This window comes from Flavitalea antarctica (assembly GCF_054461535.1).
This window is the reverse complement of the sequence record NZ_JBTLQG010000011.1, coordinates 44,426-65,262: the sequence shown is the minus strand read 5'-3', so window position 1 is coordinate 65,262 and position 20,837 is coordinate 44,426. Positions and strand designations below refer to the sequence as shown.

The 20,837-nt window shown below is 44.2% G+C and carries 12 protein-coding genes; 5 read left to right on the top strand and 7 right to left on the bottom strand.

Translation table 11 applies throughout. From position 1 onward, the window contains the following. Positions 1-18: 18 nt before the first annotated feature. The 5 genes from ACX0G7_RS12575 (at position 19) to ACX0G7_RS12555 (ending at position 8,468) form a co-directional block, all read left to right on the top strand. Positions 19-1,695 carry a SusD/RagB family nutrient-binding outer membrane lipoprotein gene (locus ACX0G7_RS12575; protein ID WP_458923831.1) on the top strand — a complete coding sequence of 559 codons (1,677 nt, stop codon included), beginning with the start codon at positions 19-21 and terminating at the stop codon, positions 1,693-1,695. 117 nt (positions 1,696-1,812) lie between these two features. After that, positions 1,813-2,406 (top strand): redoxin domain-containing protein, encoded by a 594-nt coding sequence (locus ACX0G7_RS12570; RefSeq protein WP_458923830.1) that lies wholly within the window; start codon positions 1,813-1,815, stop codon positions 2,404-2,406. 13 nt (positions 2,407-2,419) lie between these two features. Continuing rightward, a complete protein-coding gene (locus ACX0G7_RS12565; protein ID WP_458923829.1) occupies positions 2,420-3,748 on the top strand; it encodes a c-type cytochrome in 1,329 nt (442 codons plus the stop codon). Beyond that, on the top strand, positions 3,745-7,140 hold the full coding sequence (locus tag ACX0G7_RS12560; protein WP_458923828.1) for a VCBS repeat-containing protein: 3,396 nt from the start codon (positions 3,745-3,747) through the stop codon (positions 7,138-7,140). The genes ACX0G7_RS12565 and ACX0G7_RS12560 overlap by 4 nt, the downstream gene beginning before the upstream one ends. After that, the gene (locus ACX0G7_RS12555; protein WP_458923827.1) at positions 7,137-8,468 is read left to right on the top strand and encodes a vanadium-dependent haloperoxidase; all 1,332 of its coding nucleotides are present in this window, start codon (positions 7,137-7,139) and stop codon (positions 8,466-8,468) included. Before ACX0G7_RS12560 ends, ACX0G7_RS12555 begins: the two co-directional genes overlap by 4 nt. Before the next feature lie 346 nt (positions 8,469-8,814). Here the strand turns inward: ACX0G7_RS12555 and ACX0G7_RS12550 are convergent, their stop codons facing one another. The 7 genes from ACX0G7_RS12550 to ACX0G7_RS12520 form a co-directional block, all read right to left on the bottom strand. Then, positions 8,815-10,302 carry a RagB/SusD family nutrient uptake outer membrane protein gene (locus ACX0G7_RS12550; protein ID WP_458923826.1) on the bottom strand — a complete coding sequence of 496 codons (1,488 nt, stop codon included), beginning with the start codon at positions 10,300-10,302 and terminating at the stop codon, positions 8,815-8,817. A 35-nt stretch (positions 10,303-10,337) separates the two neighbouring features. After that, positions 10,338-13,610, bottom strand: coding sequence for a SusC/RagA family TonB-linked outer membrane protein (locus ACX0G7_RS12545; protein ID WP_458923825.1), 3,273 nt, complete (start codon positions 13,608-13,610; stop codon positions 10,338-10,340). Between the two features lie 290 nt (positions 13,611-13,900). Next, complete coding sequence (locus tag ACX0G7_RS12540) at positions 13,901-15,088, bottom strand: M20 metallopeptidase family protein (RefSeq protein ID WP_458923824.1); 1,188 nt, start codon at positions 15,086-15,088, stop codon at positions 13,901-13,903. After that, positions 15,088-16,185 (bottom strand): dihydrodipicolinate synthase family protein, encoded by a 1,098-nt coding sequence (locus tag ACX0G7_RS12535; protein WP_458923823.1) that lies wholly within the window; start codon positions 16,183-16,185, stop codon positions 15,088-15,090. The genes ACX0G7_RS12540 and ACX0G7_RS12535 overlap by 1 nt, the downstream gene beginning before the upstream one ends. 10 nt (positions 16,186-16,195) lie before the next feature. Continuing rightward, positions 16,196-17,212, bottom strand: a complete 1,017-nt coding sequence (locus ACX0G7_RS12530) for an NAD-dependent epimerase/dehydratase family protein (RefSeq protein WP_458923822.1) — start codon at positions 17,210-17,212, stop codon at positions 16,196-16,198. A 10-nt stretch (positions 17,213-17,222) separates the two neighbouring features. Further along, the gene (locus ACX0G7_RS12525; RefSeq protein WP_458923821.1) at positions 17,223-18,413 is read right to left on the bottom strand and encodes an Nramp family divalent metal transporter; all 1,191 of its coding nucleotides are present in this window, start codon (positions 18,411-18,413) and stop codon (positions 17,223-17,225) included. Positions 18,414-18,498: 85 nt separating this feature from the next. After that, the gene (locus ACX0G7_RS12520) at positions 18,499-20,745 is read right to left on the bottom strand and encodes a DUF7133 domain-containing protein (RefSeq protein WP_458923820.1); all 2,247 of its coding nucleotides are present in this window, start codon (positions 20,743-20,745) and stop codon (positions 18,499-18,501) included. Positions 20,746-20,837: the final 92 nt, after the last annotated feature.

Below are 20,837 nucleotides of genomic sequence, written 5' to 3'. Positions count from 1 at the left end.
CAAAACTTAAGCAGCAAAATGAAAAATTATTCAAAGTATATATTAGTCCTGGGCCTACTGGTAGTGGGCACAGCTGCCTGCAAGAAAGAAGCCTTTGTTGAGGTAAATACGGATCCAAGGACCTTGTATTCTATTCAGCCAAAAGAACAGTTTCTTAATGCTATTGTTAAAATTCACGGTACAGATTTCGAATGGTACTATGATAATTACAGGAGGATGATGCCCTGGATGCAGTATCTCACTCCGCAAAATGGTAATGCCGTTTCCTTTCTCCAAGATATCGGTAATTTCAATCAGCGCTACGGAGTTTTCTATAACAACGTAGGTAATGCATTGGAAGACGTAATTGAAATGATCGAATCATCTCCGGAAGCAGCTTCAATGGAATACATGAAGCAGATCGCAATTATCGTTCAGGCCCAATATGCATTTTATGTGTCGGAGATAAACGGAAGTCTTGCTTACAGCCAGGCTTTCCGGGCGCGTTATGAAAATTTGCTGACACCGGAATATGATACCCAGGAACAATTGTTCACACTGGTTGACCAGGAAGTAAAAAATGCTATTACGGTTTTAAAAACACCGCAGCCGGTCACCCAGGAAAGTTATGGTACGCATGATCAGTATTATAAAGGCAACTTTGCGCAGTGGATCAAGGCAGCAAATGCACTTCGTTTGAGGATGGCAACCAGGCTTGAAAAACGCAATCCGCAAAGGATGAAAGCCATCGCGCTGGAAGTGCTTGCTGATGCAGGAAATCTCATGACAAGCAATGCCGACAACTGGGCTTTCACTACGCCTGCAGCTTTCTCTTCAGGTGGTAACTGGAACCCGGAAATTCAAAGAGCCCCTAAGCCAACTGTCGATTTCATGTTTCTCAAATCTGATCCCAGGCTTAGACTTTATTATGCCCAGAACAATTATTCCCAGGAGAATTTTAACCTGGCAAAGGCGCAGGGAAAACTTCCCCCAACTGCTGTGTTTAATCCAAGAAGATTTGTCGGAAGTTTCACCAGCCCAGATCAGTCTGCAGACCCGGCAAATGCAACATACTACAATCTTACCCGTACTATTAATGTGAATGGAACGACCACTACGCTGGATACACTTTCGCAGATTCAACGCCGGCTGTTTTATCCTTCTTTCAACGGCGGTACCGGCACACATTTTTTCCCGGTTATCACTTATTCCGAGTTTGCTCTTACCAGGGCTGAACTTGCCGCAAAAGGGGTGACTACAGAAAATGCTGAAACGCTGTATAACGAAGGTGTGCGTGCTTCTATTACATTATATAATACAATAGCACAGTCAGCCCAGATTACTGAATATGTGGCTGTGACAACACCTGAAATCGACGCCTACCTTCAGCAACCGGACATTAAATATAATGCTGCAAAGGGTGTGGAGCAGGCAGTAGTACAGGCTTACCTGCATTTTTACAAACAACCGAACGAAAGCTGGTCATTGTGGAAGAGAACAGGCATGCCGAATGAGACAACATTGCTATCCCTGCCGCAGTTTCGCGCCAATGGCGTAATTCAGCCCCTTCCAAGAAGGGCACAGGTTAAAAATCCTTCTATTACATCGCTGAATTATGAGAATGAAAAAGCAGCTCTTGATGCAATGGCCAGCGGTGAAGGTTTCGGTCAGGGTCCAAGTGATATGTTTGGCCGCGTCTGGTGGGACAAGCCTTAGATTCATGTGACCAAAAAGAAACAAGCCGGTCCAGGCTGAACACTTAAAAATTACTTTTTTATATTGGAAACTTCGGGTGTTCATTCACCTGAAGTTTCTTATTTTAGCAATGATTGGATGCGGTTCATATTTGTGATATTAAGTATTGGTCTTTCCGTTGGTATATCAGCCCAGGAGGTCATCAGGACCGCCAGCTTTTGCGATACGGGCTTGCTTCGTCATCTTGAGTTGCAGGTGTCAAATGGATCAATACAACCAGTTGTGGCCAGTAATCTTCCTTTAAACATACTTGTGTTCCTCTCACCTGAATGTCCTCTTTCTATCAATTATACAAAAACGCTGAACGAACTGGCAACAGACTTCAAGGGCCAGGTGAATTTGATAGGAATTATCCCGGGCAGAAGTTATCTTCTGCCACAGGTAGATAGTTTTGTGAAGGACTATAAACTCAAATTCAAAGTCTTTATTGATACCGGAAAAAAAGTTACAAAAACAGTAGATGCAACAGTAACACCTGAAGTAGTATTGTTTCAGGATAATGGCAGGATAGTTTATCGGGGCGCAATTGATGATTGGGCAGTAGCGCCGGGAAAAAACAGGCGAAAGGCATCTAATCATTATCTCATCAGGGCAATTGAATCCTCTCTCCGGGATAAGCAGGCATTATTAAGTAACACCAGGCCGGTAGGTTGCCTGATAAATAACTACTAAACTTATCTAAAGCATGAAATTGCTGAACACGATACTGTTTTCAATTTTTTTTTGTGTCAATGCAGTTGCGCAAACTCCCACATTTCATAAAGACATTTCACCGATTATCCAGGCAAGATGTACACCCTGTCATAAACCCGGGGAAGCAGCGCCTTTTTCTCTTATTACCTATACAGATGTTTCAAAACGTGCCACATTCATAAAGGATGTAGTTACCAGTGGATTTATGCCTCCCTGGAAACCTGATAATTCCTATGTACATTTTGCGAATGACCGCTCATTATCAAAAGAAGAAATAAATATTATCAGCAAATGGGTTGACGCCGGCGCCCCTGAAGGCAAAGCGATCGCTAATACTGTTAAGGAAAAGCCTGTACTGGCAGGAACTTCTTATTATCGCAAACCGGATCTTTCTTTAAAACCAAAAAGCTTTTTAGTTAAAGGGGACAACCTTGAGCGGTTCATTGTGTATAAAATTCCATTTGAATTACCCGATTCTGCGAATGTGGAAGCAATTGAATTTTTCAGCTCCGATAAAAAACTTATCCATCATTCAAATTTTGCTATACATCCTGTTGACACTTCTATAGATATCAACCGCGGACCAGAATTTATTAATCTCACAGAACAAAGCCGCATACTATACAATCAATACATGCCTTATAAAAAAAGCATGACCTATTACGGGGGATGGATACCGGGTACTTCGTTTGAAAATTACCCGGAAGGTATCGGTTGGGTAATGCCCAAAAGAGGTGTAATCCTGCTTACTGTACATTATGGACCCGGAGTAAAGGATGTTGAAATTGAAAACGGTGTCAATTTCTTCTTTACCCCAAGGCAGATTGAAAGAAAAATAAAAGTTATCAGTATTGGCTCAGGAGGAGTTGGTGAAGACCGCATCCAGCCCAGGTTCACATTTATACCTGCCAACAAGATCAGCCATTTTAGTTTGCGCGTTGATAACAGGTCAGAAACCATTTCTGTTTTATACCTATGGCCCCATATGCATTTGCTGGGAAAAACCTTCAGGTCATTTGCCGTCTCACCATCTTTTGATACGATCCCTCTGGTTCATATTCCACAATGGGACTTCCGCTGGCAGGAAATCTATCGTCTGAAGAGCCTGTTGAAAATTCCACAAAATTCTACCATCGAACTTGAGTGTGATTATGACAACACTGCACAAAATCCTTTCAATCCTAATTCTCCACCTGAGGGCGTTTATTCCTGGGGAGATATGAAGACCAACGAAGAAATGATGACCATGGTAATCGTTTTTCTCTCCTATATGGAAGGTGACGAGAAAAAAGATCTTGTTTTCAAAAAGTATGATCATTGAAAAAGATTCTTAGTCTTATTTTTCTTATTGTTTCTGCATGCACGTTAACGGCACAACAAAAATCATTGCCGCTGTTTACGAAACTAGCACCATCAGCCACGGGAATCATATTTACAAATATGATCAGGGAAGATGATTCACTTCATATCATGAAATATGAGTATTTATATAACGGCCATGGAGCTGGTATCGGTGATTTTAATAATGATGGCCTGCCAGATGTTTTCATATCCGGCAACACTGTGGCATCCAAACTTTATCTCAATACTGGCAAACTACATTTCGAAGATGTAACTTCCAGGGCTGGGTTAACCCATAAAAATACATGGGCAACCGGGGTTAGCATTGCAGACGTAAACGGTGACGGACTGCAGGATATCTACGTGTCCCATTCAGGAGCTTTCCAGGATCCTGCAAAACTTGCCAATGAGTTATGGATAAACCAGGGTGTCACCAATGGCGTTCCTTCATTTAAGGATGAGGCTTTAGCATATGGTCTCGATGCGCCGGGAACTCAATCTACACAGGCGCTGTTCCTCGATTATGATCTTGATGGTGACCTTGACATGTTTTTACTTAATCATTCGAATCACACATATAATCCATTTCTGAATACGCGGAAAATCCGCTCTGAACCCAATTTGAAATTTGGTAACCGGTTATTCAGAAACGACAAAAAGGGAGCTGTGACGAGTTTTACCGATGTAACACGGGAGGCAGGAATAGTAAACAATGCGCTGAACTTCGGATTAAGTGTAAATGCTTCTGACATTAACGGTGATGGCTATCCTGATATTTATACTACCAGCGATTACACAGAAAAAGACTGTTTATATCTTAATAATGGCAATGGAACATTTACGGAAAAAATAGAGCAATCTGTCGCCCATATGTCAAAATACAGTATGGGCAGTGACATAGCCGATTATAATAACGATGGACGGGTCGATATTCTCACCCTGGACATGCTGCCGGCTGATAATTACCGGCAGAAATTATTAAAAGGTCCCGATGAGTATGATCAATATCATATGCTTGCTGACAGCGGATATTATTATCAGCAGATGCGGAATATGTTACAATTAAACCAGGGCTCCGATCGCAATGGGAATCTCGTATTTTCAGAGATCGGCCAACTCGCAGGAATCTCGAATACAGACTGGAGCTGGGCCGGTTTGTTTGCTGACTTTGATAACGATGGATGGAAAGATCTTTTTGTTACCAATGGCTACCTGCGTGATTTCACTAATCTTGACTTTCTTAAATATTCGGTTTCTGAGGAACAACTCCGGGAAGCAAAAAAAGGAAATTTTGATTTCAAAACTTTCAACCTGGTAAAAAAGATGCCGTCTAATAAACTTGGCAGTTATTTATTTCGCAACCGGGGAGACCTGACATTTGAAGATAGCAGCCAACGTTGGGGAATAAACGAACCCGCCGTCTCGAACGGTGCGGCCTACGCAGACTTCGACAATGACGGCGATCTCGATCTTATCGTTTGTCGCAACAACGAACCTGTAGCCCTCTATGATAACAACGCTGAGAAATCAAACAAAGGGAATTATCTGAAATTGGTATTAAAAGGTAAAGGGGACAACACAGCTGCATTCGGCGCTAAAGTACAGGTGTATACAAAAAGCTTAATGCAGCTCCAGGAACTTTATCCTGTAAGGGGATACCAATCTTCGGTGTCTACTTCTCTGCATTTTGGTCTTGGGAAGGCTGCGTTTGCTGATAGCATAAAAGTTACCTGGCCCGATGGTAGCATAAGCATTAAGTATCATGAGCCAGGCAACCGGGCGATTGTTTTTGACTATGTGAATGCCTCTCCTGGGAATAACTTAACCGGAAACCGGGGCAGCAGCCTTGTTTACAAAGCTGGTGTACAATCCATACCAGGTTCAGATAAAAGCTTTGTTGATATTACAGCCGGTACAGGAATAAAGTTTGTTCATAAAGAAAATCAATTTGTTGATTTTAAAGGGGAAGTATTGTTGCCCTATCAGCTATCCCGTTCCGGACCTGCGTTGGCTTCGGCAGATGTTAACGGTGATGGGTTGCATGACGTATTTCTTGGAGGTGCTATCGAGCAGTCCTCCATATTATATCTTCAGAATACTGCCGGATCTTTTACCCCTGCACCCTCACAGCCATGGGCAACCGAACCGGTGTTTGAGAATGTAAATGCAATATTTTTTGATGCGGAGGGTGATGGGGACCAGGACCTTTATATAGTGAGCGGTGGTAATGAATATGCGGATGGTTCACCTGAATATGGTGACCGTCTCTTTTTAAATGATGGAAAAGGAAATTTTAGCTTATCGAAGGCTTTTTCACCCATGCTGAGCAGCAAGAAAGCCGTTGCTGCCGGCGATTTTGATAAAGATGGTGATCTTGATCTTTTTGTCGGTGGGCAATCAGTTCCCGGCTTGTTCCCGAATGCTGCCCGAAGTTTTTTGCTGCGCAATGATTCAAAAAATGACCTGGTCGCTTTTACTGATGTAACAGCTGAAGTTGCGCCGAAACTATTAAACCCGGGGATCATCAATGAAGCAGTCTGGATGGATTTAAACAATGACAATTACCCGGAATTGATGCTGGCAGGCGAATGGATGCCCCTTGAGTTGTTTGTAAATAACATGGGAAGCCTGGTGCCCGCAAACAAATCAGGGCTTGAAGGTACAAACGGGCTTTGGTGCTCCCTTACCCCAACTGACATTGATGGTGACGGTGATATTGATTTTATAGCCGGGAATGCCGGTCTGAACACACAGCTGAAGGCTTCACCATCTGAACCTATGGAAATGTATGTAGCTGACTTTGATAATAATGGAACTCCCGATCCATTAATTTGTTATTATATCGACGGCAAGAGTTATCCGATGGCTTCACGTGATGAATTGCTTGAACAAATGCCGGGTCTGAAGAAGAAATTTATTTATTATAAAGATTACGCTTCCAGTAACCTGCAGTCGATACTCACAAAGCCGCAGTTACAAAAGGCGGTAAGATACACCGTTACGGGATTGTCTTCGCTTATACTTTATAATAAAGGCAACCTGGTGTTTGATACAATATCATTGCCCCTGAGTGCTCAATTCTCAAACCTCAATGGCGTTATGGCAACCGATATTAACAACGACGGAAAAAAAGACCTGGTAACAGCAGGCAACTTCTATCCTTATCGCGTCCAGCTCGGTCGCAGCGCCGGAAGTGTGGGCCTTATATTGTTAGGTGACAAGGAACGTGGATTCAACGCGTTGGATCCCGCACAATCAAATTTTTTTGCAACCGGTGACGTTCGTAAACTCATCGCGGTGCCTGGTAAATCCGGAACAATAATACTGCTTGCAAAAAATAATGGAGCGGTTCAGGTTTATCAATTACAATGAGAACTAAGCTTATCATATTACTTTTAACTGTCTGCAACCTGGGTAATGCCCAGAAAAAAGTTGTACCGCAAAATATTGATCCAAACGAAGCGGAATACCTGCACAGGATTCAGCTTGCACTTACGGAAGTGATCGTACACGATATATTTTCTCCGCCGGTCGCAAGCCGTATCTATTTATATGCTAACCTGTCTGCTTACGAAGTTCTTGCTTTGGAGAAAAACAAACTCACATCATGTGAAAACCTGCGAAGTTTTCCTTCTGTTTCAAAAATAATATTTGATAAATCCCAGGTTTACCTGCCACTCGCTGCCATGTCTGCTTTTGTTCATACATCGAACAACCTTATTTTTTCAGAAGGCCTTTTACAGGATTCAGCAAAACAAATTTTTAATTCTTTCAGGAATAAAATCAGGAATAAAAAACATTTTGATTCTTCAATTGCATTTGGAAAACGGGTAGCAGATAGTGTTCTTAGTTTTGCGGCGAAAGATAATTACCGGGAAACCCGTAGTATGCGCCGATATTCGGTGAACTCACTTACCGGCAGATGGATTCCAACGCCACCGGCATATATTGCTGCAGTGGAACCACATTGGGGTAAGGTTCATACATTCCTTATTGATTCTGCATCCCAGTTCAAACCACCAGTACCGATTGCTTATACTCACGATATCGCCGGAAGGTTTTACATTCAGGCACTGGAAGTTTACAACACCGTTAAAAATATTACCCCTGAACAGAAGGCCATTGCTTCATTCTGGGACTGCAATCCCTTTTTTGTAAATACAAGTGGTCACCTGGTATTTGCCACCAAAAAACTTAGCCCGGGTGGTCATTGGATGTCTATTGCGGGTATCGCAGCCAGGAGTAAGAGCGCCGATATTTTTACAGCTTCCAAAGCATATACGTTTACAGCTATAGCGTTGTATGATGCTTTTATAAGTTGCTGGGATGAAAAATACAGGAGTAATTATATCCGGCCGGAAACTTTCATAAACTCGAGGATCGATGAAAGCTGGCGGCCATTGCTGCAAACGCCACCTTTCCCGGAATACACCAGCGGGCATAGTGTAATTTCCACTGCGGCCGCTGTTGTATTGACGAAGTTATTTGGTGACAAGGTAGCCATTGAAGACAATTCGGAAGTGCCATATGGACTCCCGGTGCGCTCATTTAACTCCTTTCAGTCAGCCGCAGATGAAGCAGCGATGTCAAGACTTTATGGAGGTATTCACTTCAGGGAAGCAATTGAAAATGGAAAGTTGCAGGGTAGCAACATCGGAAATTGTATTGCGACGCGGTTGATGATAGCAGAAACACAATAGCTAGCCAACCTCCCATTCCTGCCAGCAATACAATCGGCGAATACATCATTGCTGCGGTTCGCACTACCCTATTTTTGATTATACCCCTGCCGAAATCCGAAAAATTGATAACTGATTAATCGTACTGTGGTCTGATGTACCGTGGTCTGAGAAAAGCCAAAGGGCACTCCTGCGGGTGCCCCTGACTGTAAACTTGCTACCGGAAACTGGTCCGGAAAATGTATCCCGGTAAAAAATCATACGATATTGGATCATCAAAGGCGAATTGATATAATAGTCACCGTTTAAAACGTCTGTATAATACCAACTACCAATATTCTACATAACTGATTGTTGTTCGTGACACTTAATATCCGGGGTTTTGAGTGACTTGTGGTGCCATCTCTCTAACGATCGAAGGAATGGGCAGCAGCAAATGTTTCGTGTCTATGGGTGATGCCAGTCCCACCGTGTTTGCATCACTTAGCGGCTTCACCTTCGCATTCATTACGGATAATGCACGGCCGGTACGAACCAGGTCAAACCAACGATGCCCCTCAAATGGAGACTCGCGACGCTCCTCGAGATAAACTGCTTCGCGGAACTGATCTTTTGTAAGATTTGTTGGCAGCGGATCGAGGCCGGCACGGACCCTCACCTTATCGATGCTGCTGTAGGCGTTTGCAGGACCCTGCGATTCATTGACTGCTTCGGCGTACATCAATAGCAGGTCAGCATATCTGAGGATATACCAGTCCTTGCCGGACAGTCCATCACCGGTGCCCGCAGCAACGTCAACATAATTTTTGATGTATTTATAAGGATAATATGTCCCTGCTTTTGTGAAGCCATCCGCGATAGAACTTCTTCTTACATCTTTAGTTTCATAGGCATTCTGAATGTCTGCAGTGGGTTGGTTCCATCCAAACGCAAGACCGTTCTGAACCAGGACCGTTTCACTGCTTAATGGCGCACTAAAGTTGGGCAGGCTTGAACCTAACCCTGAAACGCCCGCAATATAATAAGCCTGCCAGATTGTTTCAGCGTTACCCTGCTGGCCGGTCTTGAAGAGATCAGCATAGTTTGGTAACAGGCTATAAACATTCATGTCTATTACTTTCTTAAATTCAACCGCCGCTTCGGTAAATTTCTTTTGGGTCAGGTACACATTACCCAGTAAACTCAATGCAATCCCCCTGTCTGCCCGACCGGAGTTATCGCCAGTATTGCGGTTTGTAACCAACAGCGTTTCAGCATCTTTAAGATCTGCGATAACCTGGTTATAAATCTCGTCAACTGTATTTCTTCCTTTTTGATAACTGTCGTCGATGTTTTCAAATCTTTCAAGTACCAAAGGCACACCGCCATACAGACGCACCAGGTTGAAATAAGCGAGTGCTCTTAACACTTCAGCCTCACCTTTATACTGCTTTTTCTTTGCAGCATCTATGTTAGCATCAGCAAGAAAAGTTATGATATCATTGGTTTTCTGGATCAGTGAATAACTCACATCCCAATAACCGAGTAAATGCTCATTGTTCGCAGTAAGTGTGAAGTCATCGTATTCCGATTTGGATAACGGGCCGGCCGACCCGCCCGGCACATAAACAGAAGCGTTATCCGATCTTATGTCAGTCAACAGAAAATAAAAGTTGCCTGAACTGTACAGGTTGCCCAGTGATGAATAGGCGCCTATAATTGCCTGCTCGAAGTCAGCAGTTGTTTTATAAAATGCAGCTTCATTGGATCTGTCATACTGTTTTGTTTCCAGGAACTTCTTACAGGAAGAGATCGATATTACTCCAGCCAGCAATAATGTTTTGGTCAGAGCTTTGATAAAATATTTGTGTCTCATTATTAAACCTTTTTGAGCCAATAAACTGGCGATGTTTAGAATGTAATGTTTAAGCCAAGCGTGATCGTCCTCGTGAGTGGGAACGTTCCGAAATCCATTCCTGGTGTCAGGTTATCTGTTCCTTCTACCGTATTTACTTCCGGATTAAAACCTTCATAGTTCGTGAATGTGTAAAGGTTCTGTACGTTTACATAAGCACGTGCATTTTTGATAACCTTTGCTCCCAGGATCCTTGGCAAACGATATCCAAGAGTGACATTTTTAATTCTCACAAAAGAAGCGTCTTCTACGAGCCAGCTGCTGATAACCGGGTTGTTGCCCTGGTAAGCAGCATAGGTTGGACGAAAGGTCTGCCCATCACCGGGTTCGGCTTCGGACTTCCAATAGTTCTTGAATAGTGAGCTTACGGCCTTATAGTTACCCGATGTTTTGAGAAGGTTTAATACTTCTACTCCCTGGACACCCTGTATTAAGAAGGTAAAGTCAAAGTTTTTGTATGAAATCGTATTGGTAAGACCAAAAATGAAATCAGGCAGGTTATTACCGATGTTCGTTTTATCAAAATTATCAATAAGTCCATCTGGCTTGCCGTTTGGACCGGATATATCTTTCAGCCTCGGATCGCCGATGGCTGTGATACCTGAAGCAAGTTTTGGTCCTGCAGCCAGTTCCTGTTTGTTCATGTAAACACCATCATAGATGAATCCATAATAACTGGCCATTGTTTCACCAACCCTTGTTCTGTGTGTGATCGAGTTCACAACCCCATAGTTGACACTGAAGATGTCATCATTATTTGCATTGAGTGCTTCAACCTTATTCCTGTTTACTGACACGTTGAAGTTGGTGGTCCAGGTGAACTGGCGTCTCTCGATGTTTCTTGTTTCAATATTCACCTCAAAGCCTTTGTTCCTGAGTTTGCCCAGGTTTCTCAGGGTCTGGCTGAAACCGGTAAAAGTGGGTACCGGTACTCCAAACAACATTCCTGATGACACTTTATTATAATAATCGGCAGTAATATTTACCCTGTTGTTAAAGAGTCCTAAATCAATACCCACATCCACTGACTTTGATTGTTCCCAGGTAAGATATGAGTTACCAAGATTTTCCTGTGATAAGCCACTTACCCTTCTCCCATCTCCTGCACCAAGGATGGCATTGCGGGGACCCACCTGCCCTATCGCCCCATAGTTACCGATCTGGTCGTTTCCAACAATACCATAACTCGCCCTCACTTTCAGATCACTGACAGCAGTGATACCTTTCATGAAGTTTTCTTCAGACACGCGCCATCCGATTGCTGCTGAAGGAAAACTTCCCCATTTTGAGTTAGTACCAAACCTGGAGGAGCCATCTCTTCTGAAGGTAGCTGTGATAAAATACTTTTCGTTGAAATCATACTTTAACCTGCTTATAAGCGAAGCCATGCTCCATTGTGATTTGCTCGCACTTGTACCATTAACGATACCGGCATTCACCGTTTGAACCAGGTTGTTTGGGTATTGATTAGCACTGATGGCCGAAGATGTAAAAGTCGCCATCTGTTCAGAGAAACCAACCAGCACATTTAAATGATGTTTCTCAGAAAAGATGTTATCATAAGTGAGTGTGTTTTCATTGCTCCAGTTAATATTTTCCCCTGTATAAGTTCTGCCGTATAAATTGGATCCGCTGACAGAGATTGTAGAAGGAACAAACGCGTCTGTTTTGATGTTAGTGACATCGGCGTTGATACTGGCTCTTAACGTCAGGTGCCTGGTGAAATCAATGGTTGTAAATAATGTCCCCACAGTGTTAAACATTCGCATAACATTTTCATACTCTTTGCTAAGGCCAAGACCGTTCGAGAAAAAGAGCGTCTGCTTAGGTGTACCGTCATCAAAACTTACGGTTTGCGAGTTAGCATAGGTACCGTCAGGGTTATAAACCGGGAAAATCGGTGGTGAAGTCACGACTGCCGCTGTAACGCCGCCGTAGTATGACAAACCGCCGGATGTTGAAATGTCATTGATGCTATAGGAAGGAGCGATCCTGAAACCGACTTTGATTTTGTCGGTAATGTTAGCATCGATATTGCCTCTGAGTGAAAACTTTTTGAAGCCCTGTCCTTCTGTAATGGCTTCCTGGTTGATGTAATTCCCGGAAAGATAAAAGCGCACATTATCAGTACCGCCGGATGCGGACAGCTGGTAATTGTTCATAGGTGCAGTACCATATACAATGCCTTGCCAATCGTTGTCTGGTAGTGTTGACGGATTGCGGAACTCATTAGGTATTTTCAGATTCGCGTTGGAGCCGCGTACCGAGTTAGGGTCCGATGGGCTTCTGCCGGCAATTGGAACGCCATTGAGATAAGTGTAATTATAATTCCTGATATCAATTTGTCTTTGTGCCCATTCGGAAGTAGTTAACATGGGTATTTTATGATCGATCGTTTGCCAGCCGTTACTAACGTTAAGGTTCACCTGCGTTTTACCCTTGGCACCTTGTTTAGTGGTGATGATCACAACTCCGTTTGATCCCCTCGATCCATAAATAGAAGTAGCGGATGCATCTTTTAAGATGTCGATAGACTGTATGTCGCCCGGGTTAATAGAGGCAAGTGGATTGGTTGGAACATTTGCCCCTGTAGCGCCCTGGGCTGAATAGGAACCGGTCGTATTATCGAGCGGCACACCATCGATAACATATAACGGTGTGTTGTCTGCGCTGATCGATCCAACACCCCTGATTTTGATGCTTAAACCTGCACCGGGAGCAGATGAAGCCTGCTGCACCTGTACACCAGCAACCTGGCCGGCCATTGCTTCACCAAAAGATACCACCGCTTTATCCTGCAGTTGCCTTGCTCCTACGGACGCAATGGATCCGATTACATCTTTTTTAGTTTGAGTACCATAACCAATTACAACCACTTCATTAAGTGAAGCATCAGGACGGCTTAAAGCAATATTGAGGTTTGCGTTTGCTGCTGCTTTCATCGTCAAAGTGCCGTAACCAACAATAGTAAATTCGATTGTAGAGTTATCCGGTGCATTTATGGAAAAGTTTCCACCCGCATCTGTGGTGGTTCCGTTTGTTGTTCCTTTTACAACGACCGAGACCCCGGGGAGCGGTTCGCCGGTTATTTTGTCGGTGACCTTACCCTTGATCGGCGAACTCTGGGCAATGCCCGTCCCGCCAAAATCTGCCGCCCGCAGCAAATTGCTGTTTGGCAAGGTTACAAAAGCAAAAAACAGAAGGAATTGAAACGATTTGAAGGACAAAGCACAGGCAGCAAACCTGGCAGTCGCAGGACGTCTTCTCATAGCCGTTAAAGTATTTGGTGGGTTTAAAATCCGTTCGTAACGAAAATAATGAAAAAAAAGAAAAAAGATAGAAAATTATAAGAAAACGAAAAAATAATTCGGACATTATCACGTCTTTCGAAAGACAACAGTTTCGAAACCTGTTTATTTCGAAAGAAAATAGGTTGGCATTCCGCAATCTGGTATGGGGATGAGGGAAGCCCGAACGCGTAGCTCCTATAAAGGTCCTTGTTTTATATGCCGATGGAAAAGCTACTTCTTACCTGAAATTGAATTAGGCGGTGCATTGATTATGTATTGCGCAACTGCTTTAGAGCGATATAAGTCATCAGGCCTATACTTAATTCCAGTGCCGATTCATCAATATCAAATGTTGGAGTATGGAGGGAAGATCCGATGCCCTTTTCCTGGTTGCCAACACCAAGCAGGTAGAAACAGGATGGCGCCTTGTGTGAATAGCTTGCGAAATCTTCTGCTGCCATCCAGATTTGTGGTTGTTCGATATTTTCTGCTCCGATATATTCAGCGGCAAAACCTGCTACTGCCTCAGTAAACGCTTCGTTATTTACCAGGTATGGATATCCGCGCCGTATTGTTAGTTCACAGCTTCCGCCCATTGATTGTGCAATACCCTTTGCCATTTGAGTGATGCGCTCATGTGCTTCGTTGCGCCATTCTTCGTCAAGGGTTCGAAATGTTCCTTCCAGGTATACTTCATCCGGAATAACATTAATGGCTCCATTTGCAATGAACTTTCCGAATGACAAAACAGACGGCACCGCGGGATCAGCCAACCGGCTCACCACCTGTTGAAGGCTAACAAGCATTTGCGCAGCAATCATCACCGGATCTATGTTACGGTGAGGTTGCGCCCCATGTCCGCCTTTGCCACGAACAGTTGCGACAATTTCATCCATCGAAGCCATAAACTTCCCCTTTCGGATGCCTATTTTACCAACGGTGATGAACGGGGAAACATGTTGCCCGAGTACAACATTGGGAACAGGGTTTTCGAGCACCCCTTCGGCAATCATCATACCTGCACCACCGGGAAGGAGTTCCTCTGCAGGCTGAAAGATCAGTTTAACTGTTCCTCCAAATGATGCAGTTAATGACTGCAGCATCTTCGCTACACCCAGTAATGATGCAGTATGTGCATCATGTCCGCAGGCATGCATGACGCCGGTATTAGTAGAGGTATATGCAACATTGTTAGCTTCAGTGATCGGCAATGCATCGATATCTGCACGAAGTGCGATCACATTATTGCCAGGCAGCTGTCCTTTAATAATTGCTACTACACCGGTGTTTGCCATTGACGTCCAGGATACACCGCATTTATCCAGGTTGTTTTTGATATAGGCAGACGTCTTGAACTCATTGAACGACAATTCAGGATTCGCATGCAGGTGACGGCGATGATCAATTACTTCACGTGAAAGGTCCGCTGCCCGCTCCCTTATTATCTCTATCAACATTAGCTTAGACTTTTGTCTGTTTCCAAAAAACGTTTTACAAACGAATCATCCGTCAGGTGAGGATACATATTATATATCCGGTCAAGCTCCTGGTCCTGCCCTGGCGACAAACATTCATTTGGATCGAGGCACCAGGTGCCACCCAATAAACCCTGTCTTCTCAATACCTCATGAATGCCAGGTATACAGCCATGAAATGAATTGCGTGCATCGAAGATCACTTCGTTCATATCAGTAACTTCAATACCCCGGGTCAGCAGTTCACGAAAGTTGCCGGCATGAACAGCTGGTTCAAGAGGCAAAATATCCGCGTTTGCCAGACTGGCTTTTATCTCCGCCAGCAGCTCCACTGCCCGTCTCGTCCAGACGGCCCAGTGACCGAGCAGCCCCCCGACAAATTGTTTCTCTACCTGCCTGCCATTTATCGTAAACCGATAACGCGTAAGCAGGTCTGCGACAATGTTATCATCGTTACCGGTATACAACGCAATATTATCCTTTCTTGGAGAACCGCAAACTGCACGAACAACGTCGAGCGTCTGATACCTGTTAAAAGCTGCGACCTTGATAGCATGCACGTTTTTTATTTCTGCAAATTTCTTCCAGAAATCATAACTCAGTACCCTTCCACCAACCGCGGGTTGAAGATAGAAACCAAAAACAGGAATGATTTCTGAAACGGCCTGAACATGACTGATGAGTTCAGGTTCTGAACGATTGTTCAGACCACCTAGACCAACAAGGCCGAGGTGATAGCCATATTTAACTGCAAGTTCCGCTTCGCGGGTTGCACTTTCCGTCGGGCCCACAATGCCGGCAACTTTTATAAACGGCCCACCAATATTTGCTTTATCAATTTCCCCGGCAGCAAGCGCCAGTACTTTCTCATAAAGGTTGATCGCGGGTTTCCTGATTTCAAACTGGGTGGTGTGTACGCCAACAGCAACACCACCAGCCCCGGATGCGATATAATAGCGTGTAAGTCTCCGTTGCCTTTTTTCATCCAGCTCCCGGCTTTCATTCAAGGCTAATGGATGTGCAGGAATAACAGTTCCAGAGTGGAGGAAGTTTTTGATCCGTGGGTCAAGTGATTGCATAATTTCTTATTTAAAACTTTCCGTTTCTTTCCTGGAAATGTGTGTCTTTTGTCCAAACCTGGCCACCGCTTTCCAGCCATGTCGCAGTAATTTCTATCATCTTCTTTAACGTGACGCGCGGATAACCAAACAGCTTATGTGCCTCCGAAGCATTGCTCAATAAGGCAGAAGTTTGTGGTTCATTGACAAATACCGGCTGCTTGTTAAATGCAAGTCCGAACTGTTCAGCCAGCCACTTTACCGACAAGGTCTCAGGCCCGGTAACATTCAAGATCTTCGCAGGAACACTACAATGAAGCAGGCTTCTGATCGCAATTTCGTTTGCATCACCCTGCCAGATAACGTTTGCATTACCAGAGATCAGATCGATCGGTTTTTCATTTCGAACAGACTTAGCTATTTCGAGTAAAATGCCATAGCGAAAATCTATTGCATAATTCAACCGGTATATAAGTGTCGGTATGTTATATTTTTCTGAGAAGTGCTGAAACAGTCTTTCACGTCCCAGGCAAGATTGACCATATTCACCCACCGGCGCAACAGGATGTTCCTCGGAACAGCCGCCAGAAGTAACCGGTACAAATGGATATACGTTGCCGGTTGAAAAAGCTACGATTCGGGATTCGCGGTATCTCTCAGCCACACGACCTGGCAGATAAGCATTCATCGCCCAGGTAAAAGCTTCTTTACCTGTTGTACCGAATTTCGTTCCGGCCAGGTACAAAACATTTTTTGCATATGGCAGACTTTTCAGTTGATCTTCGTTTAACAGATCGGCGGAGACTGTTTCAATATCATCGTTCTGCAGTTGTTGCTGCAAGGCATTATCAGAAAACCTGGAGACACCGATAACCCGCTTTACCATGCCTGCCTTTTGTATAGCCTGTCTCGCCAGCCTTGCCATAGATGGCCCCATTTTTCCCCCAACACCAAGGATGATGATATCACCATCCATCTGCGCGATGTCATTGATCAAAGCCTCTGAAGGTTGGAGGAGTTCCTGTTCAAATTGTGATAGATCTTGCATTTGTTTCTGGTTATTTAATTAGTTCATTCAGATTAGCGATTGCCAGGATGATGATCAGCAGTAACCCCAGCCCTGCCAAAACTTTCATCCTGGGAGAGTTTTTTAAAGATCCCATCAGGCGTTCATCATTTGCGATACCGTATAAAGCAATACCAATAAAGGGAACAATAAGAATAGTGATGCTTTGTGCAAAAACGATCAGTTCAAGTGGCAGTTTACCAAAGGCAATGGCGATGCTGGCTCCGACAATCATTACCAGCGCTACGAGATAACGGGTTGTCCTGGCGTTCAACTGGTAACCAAGACCGAGCGTATCGGCAAGCAATGTTCCACCCAGGGTAGAATTCCCTATCAGGGCAGAAAAAGAGGCACCAAACAAGCCAAGTAAAAATAACGTTGATGCATAGCTGCCGAACAATGGTTCGAGTGCTTTGGCCATATCCGTTGCACTCGAAACGTGCAGGCCTGTGGAAAACAAAACACCTGATGCACACACGAGCACAACTGCACTCATTACACCGAGTATAACAATGCCCGTCAGGCTCGCATTATGGTTCAACCTGACACCAGGATTAATTCGCTTCCTTTCCTGTACCAGGTAAGACTGGTAAAGGGCACCAACTATGGAAAAGGTGGAAGCGACAAATGCAATCACCAAACCAAGTGAACCGGCGGGAATTGAAGGCACAAGGCCAGTCACAACTTGCGCAGGTGCTGGTTTCACAAGGAAAAGCGTGGTAAGAAAGGCAAAGAGCATAAGCATGATCAGCGCAATCATGATTTTTTCCAGGAGTTTGTAAAAGGAACGGAAAAACAGCAGACTGATCGCGATGATATTAAATGTTATGATCCACGGCGTTTTTGCCGTACCGGTTAGTTCAGCCATTGATATGCCAACACCTATTGAATTCCCTGCCTGGAAAGAGGCTGTAACAAGGAAAACTCCAAATCCAATCCCCAGAGCTGCTTTATTGCCCCATTTCTGTCTTATGGTTGTCAGCAGAGATCGATCTGTGGCAATACCGATACGTGCCGACATCGTGGTGAAAACGGCCATAAAAATGATTGCAACAACTATGATCCAGATCAGTGAATAGGAAAATTCTGCTCCAAGCTTTGATGTAATGGTAATCTTGCTCGGACCAAAAACAAGCGCCGCTGTAATAAGCCCGGGTCCAAGCGACATTAGCCATTTTTTCATTGATGTAAATCCATTTTGTTTTATAGGGGCGGCAGATGTAGTTATTGTCGGTGTCGGCTTCATGTTTTTGTTTTGTGTGCAATCATTATTCTGCGGCTTTCCCCAACTCAACCAATTGCTTCTCTGTGAGCGTTCCGGGTTTCTGGCTTCTTAACTTTTCAACCTGCTCCGCAGATATAGACTTCACTGGTGTGGTAACATAGGCATTATGCATAAACCGGATGATGTCTACTATCTGTTCATTGGATAGATTATTTGAAAACGTAGGCATGGTGTTATTGAACTGGTAAAGTTGTCCATTGATGTGTATAGGCCCTTCGAGACCATGCAGGATGATCATTGCAAGCCGGCTGGCCGGACCGGAAACATATTCCGAGCCGTTCAGTGGTGGGGCGACCAATTCGATTCCATTACCATCTGCACCATGGCACGATGCGCAATTGTTGCGAAATAAGGTTAATCCGTTTGTTCTTGAATCGACCGGTGCACGCGCCTCGACATATATCGGGTTCATTTTGCCTTCCTGTTTGTTTTTAATAACCAGCGTCAGCATATTGTCAATAATGCCGGGTTTGGACGCACTATTCTTTTCTGACAACAGCGAATCACGGAAGTCTTTTTCAAAGCCTGCGATGCTACTGACAATCCCTTCCTGGTATATTGGCCTGGAGGGATATAACTTCGACATCCTGACAAGAATGGGAAGAAAAGTTTTGGGCGACAACTGTGTCCATTTACCAAGTGAGGTAGCCAGGTAAAGATTGACAACAGGATTGTCAAGTTTTAGCAGGCCATTGGCCAGCGCTGCCATAAGCTCAGCGTTTTCACCAGTAGCAAAAGATTGGAGCAAAGACAGCGCATGCGCAGAAAGAAAGGGTTCACCCAACCGGGCGGCCTTTGACAGCAGATCAAATGAAAGTGCGTTCATTCCTTCGATTATATGAAGCGCATGTATCGCTGGTATAGGGTTGGTCTTGTCCTGCACCATTTGTTGCAAAACGGGAATGATTGATTTGTCCTGTCGCGCGATAAGTAATTGTTGCACCCTGTCGCGAAGCCAGCCATTCTTTCCTTTCAGCATCGCAATCAATTCGTCTGAGTTGCTTTCAGAAAGATCAGGCATTCTGGTGCGCTTGCTGGAAGTTGGCACTATCCGAAGGATCCGCCCTGCACTCTGCAGCGTGTCCAGTTGCTTTGCGGCAATACCTGCATTGTAATATTGAGTGGCGAAGGCGCGGTACTCCATAATACCCCGATGCATGTCAACGACATACATGGCACCATCGGGCCCATTAAAAAGATTTACCGGTCGAAAACCTTCATCCGTAGAAGCAAGAAACTCACGGCTTTCCCAGGCCTGCGTTGCTATGGTGGAATCATCTTTAAAGGTCAGAATATTCCTTTTGATAAGATTGGCCTGTGGTTCACAGGCAAAAGCATTCAAATTGTATTCTGCAGGAAATGCGCCACCGCGATAAATCAGTGGACCACATGCGGCGGTTACATTTAACAACAGACTGTCTTTATCAAGAACGCCTTCAACATATCCCCTGTTTACAGTAGTTGCATGCATTGGGTATACCCTTTGGTTCCGCGTCAACACTTTGTTTATACCCTCTGCCGGTTTATAATATGGATTGCCGACAAGAGCACCTGGTAACACATAGTCACCCGCAATTTGTATTGTATTGTAATTATAATAAAGCCTGCCGACATCATCTTTGGAAATACCAAACTGGCCACGGAATGGTGTTGGTTCTCTTATCCATTTGCCATTTTTCATCTGGTACCTGTATTGAGAATTTGCACTATAGATCCAGTTATCAATATTCATCATAAGACCATTTGCCTGGGCTTCAGGACTTCCACCTTCGCCGTAGGTAGAATCAACCAATGTGGTCATTCCGGGCTTGTCGTCGTTAATTTCTACATACCACAGATAAGGAGGCGCAGTATACAACAGACCATCGTACACATGAGATAAGGACCTGGGTAACACCAGACCATCCAGAAAAACTTTATAACAGTCAGCGTATCCGTCATCGTCGGTGTCTTCAAGTATGCTGATCCGGCCGGTTGGCTCATCATCTCCCGTTCCTTCAAGATCAGGCATAAAACCTCTCATTTCGACGACCCACATCCTTCCGCGGTTATCGAAATCAAGACCTACCGGTGCCTGGATAAACGGATCGGAAGCAGCTAGCTCGATCCTGAAACCTTCAGCAATCTTATAATTATCAAAAGATAACTTCGCATTCATCTTTTTATCATTACAAGCTGCGGTTAACATTAACAGGAAAACGACTACCCGGCATTCAGGTCTCAACTTCATAAAAGCAATTTCTATTTAGGCCGCGCAGGACTCAACACGCACGACCAGAGTTTAAGGTTAAATTCTACTTGCAGTTCACGGAGGTCAGGAAC

Bases quoted from the DNA above. Each gene is read 5' to 3' on its own strand.
- ACX0G7_RS12545 (WP_458923825.1), bottom strand. From the start codon at position 13,610: ATGAGAAGACGTCCTGCGACTGCCAGGTTTGCTGCCTGTGCTTTGTCC.
- ACX0G7_RS12565 (WP_458923829.1), top strand. From the start codon at position 2,420: ATGAAATTGCTGAACACGATACTGTTTTCAATTTTTTTTTGTGTCAAT.
- ACX0G7_RS12520 (WP_458923820.1), bottom strand. From the start codon at position 20,745: ATGAAGTTGAGACCTGAATGCCGGGTAGTCGTTTTCCTGTTAATGTTA.
- ACX0G7_RS12550 (WP_458923826.1), bottom strand. From the start codon at position 10,302: ATGAGACACAAATATTTTATCAAAGCTCTGACCAAAACATTATTGCTG.
- ACX0G7_RS12535 (WP_458923823.1), bottom strand. From the start codon at position 16,185: ATGCAATCACTTGACCCACGGATCAAAAACTTCCTCCACTCTGGAACT.
- ACX0G7_RS12555 (WP_458923827.1), top strand. From the start codon at position 7,137: ATGAGAACTAAGCTTATCATATTACTTTTAACTGTCTGCAACCTGGGT.
- ACX0G7_RS12570 (WP_458923830.1), top strand. From the start codon at position 1,813: ATGCGGTTCATATTTGTGATATTAAGTATTGGTCTTTCCGTTGGTATA.
- ACX0G7_RS12540 (WP_458923824.1), bottom strand. From the start codon at position 15,088: ATGTTGATAGAGATAATAAGGGAGCGGGCAGCGGACCTTTCACGTGAA.
- ACX0G7_RS12530 (WP_458923822.1), bottom strand. From the start codon at position 17,212: ATGCAAGATCTATCACAATTTGAACAGGAACTCCTCCAACCTTCAGAG.
- ACX0G7_RS12575 (WP_458923831.1), top strand. From the start codon at position 19: ATGAAAAATTATTCAAAGTATATATTAGTCCTGGGCCTACTGGTAGTG.
- ACX0G7_RS12525 (WP_458923821.1), bottom strand. From the start codon at position 18,413: ATGAAAAAATGGCTAATGTCGCTTGGACCCGGGCTTATTACAGCGGCG.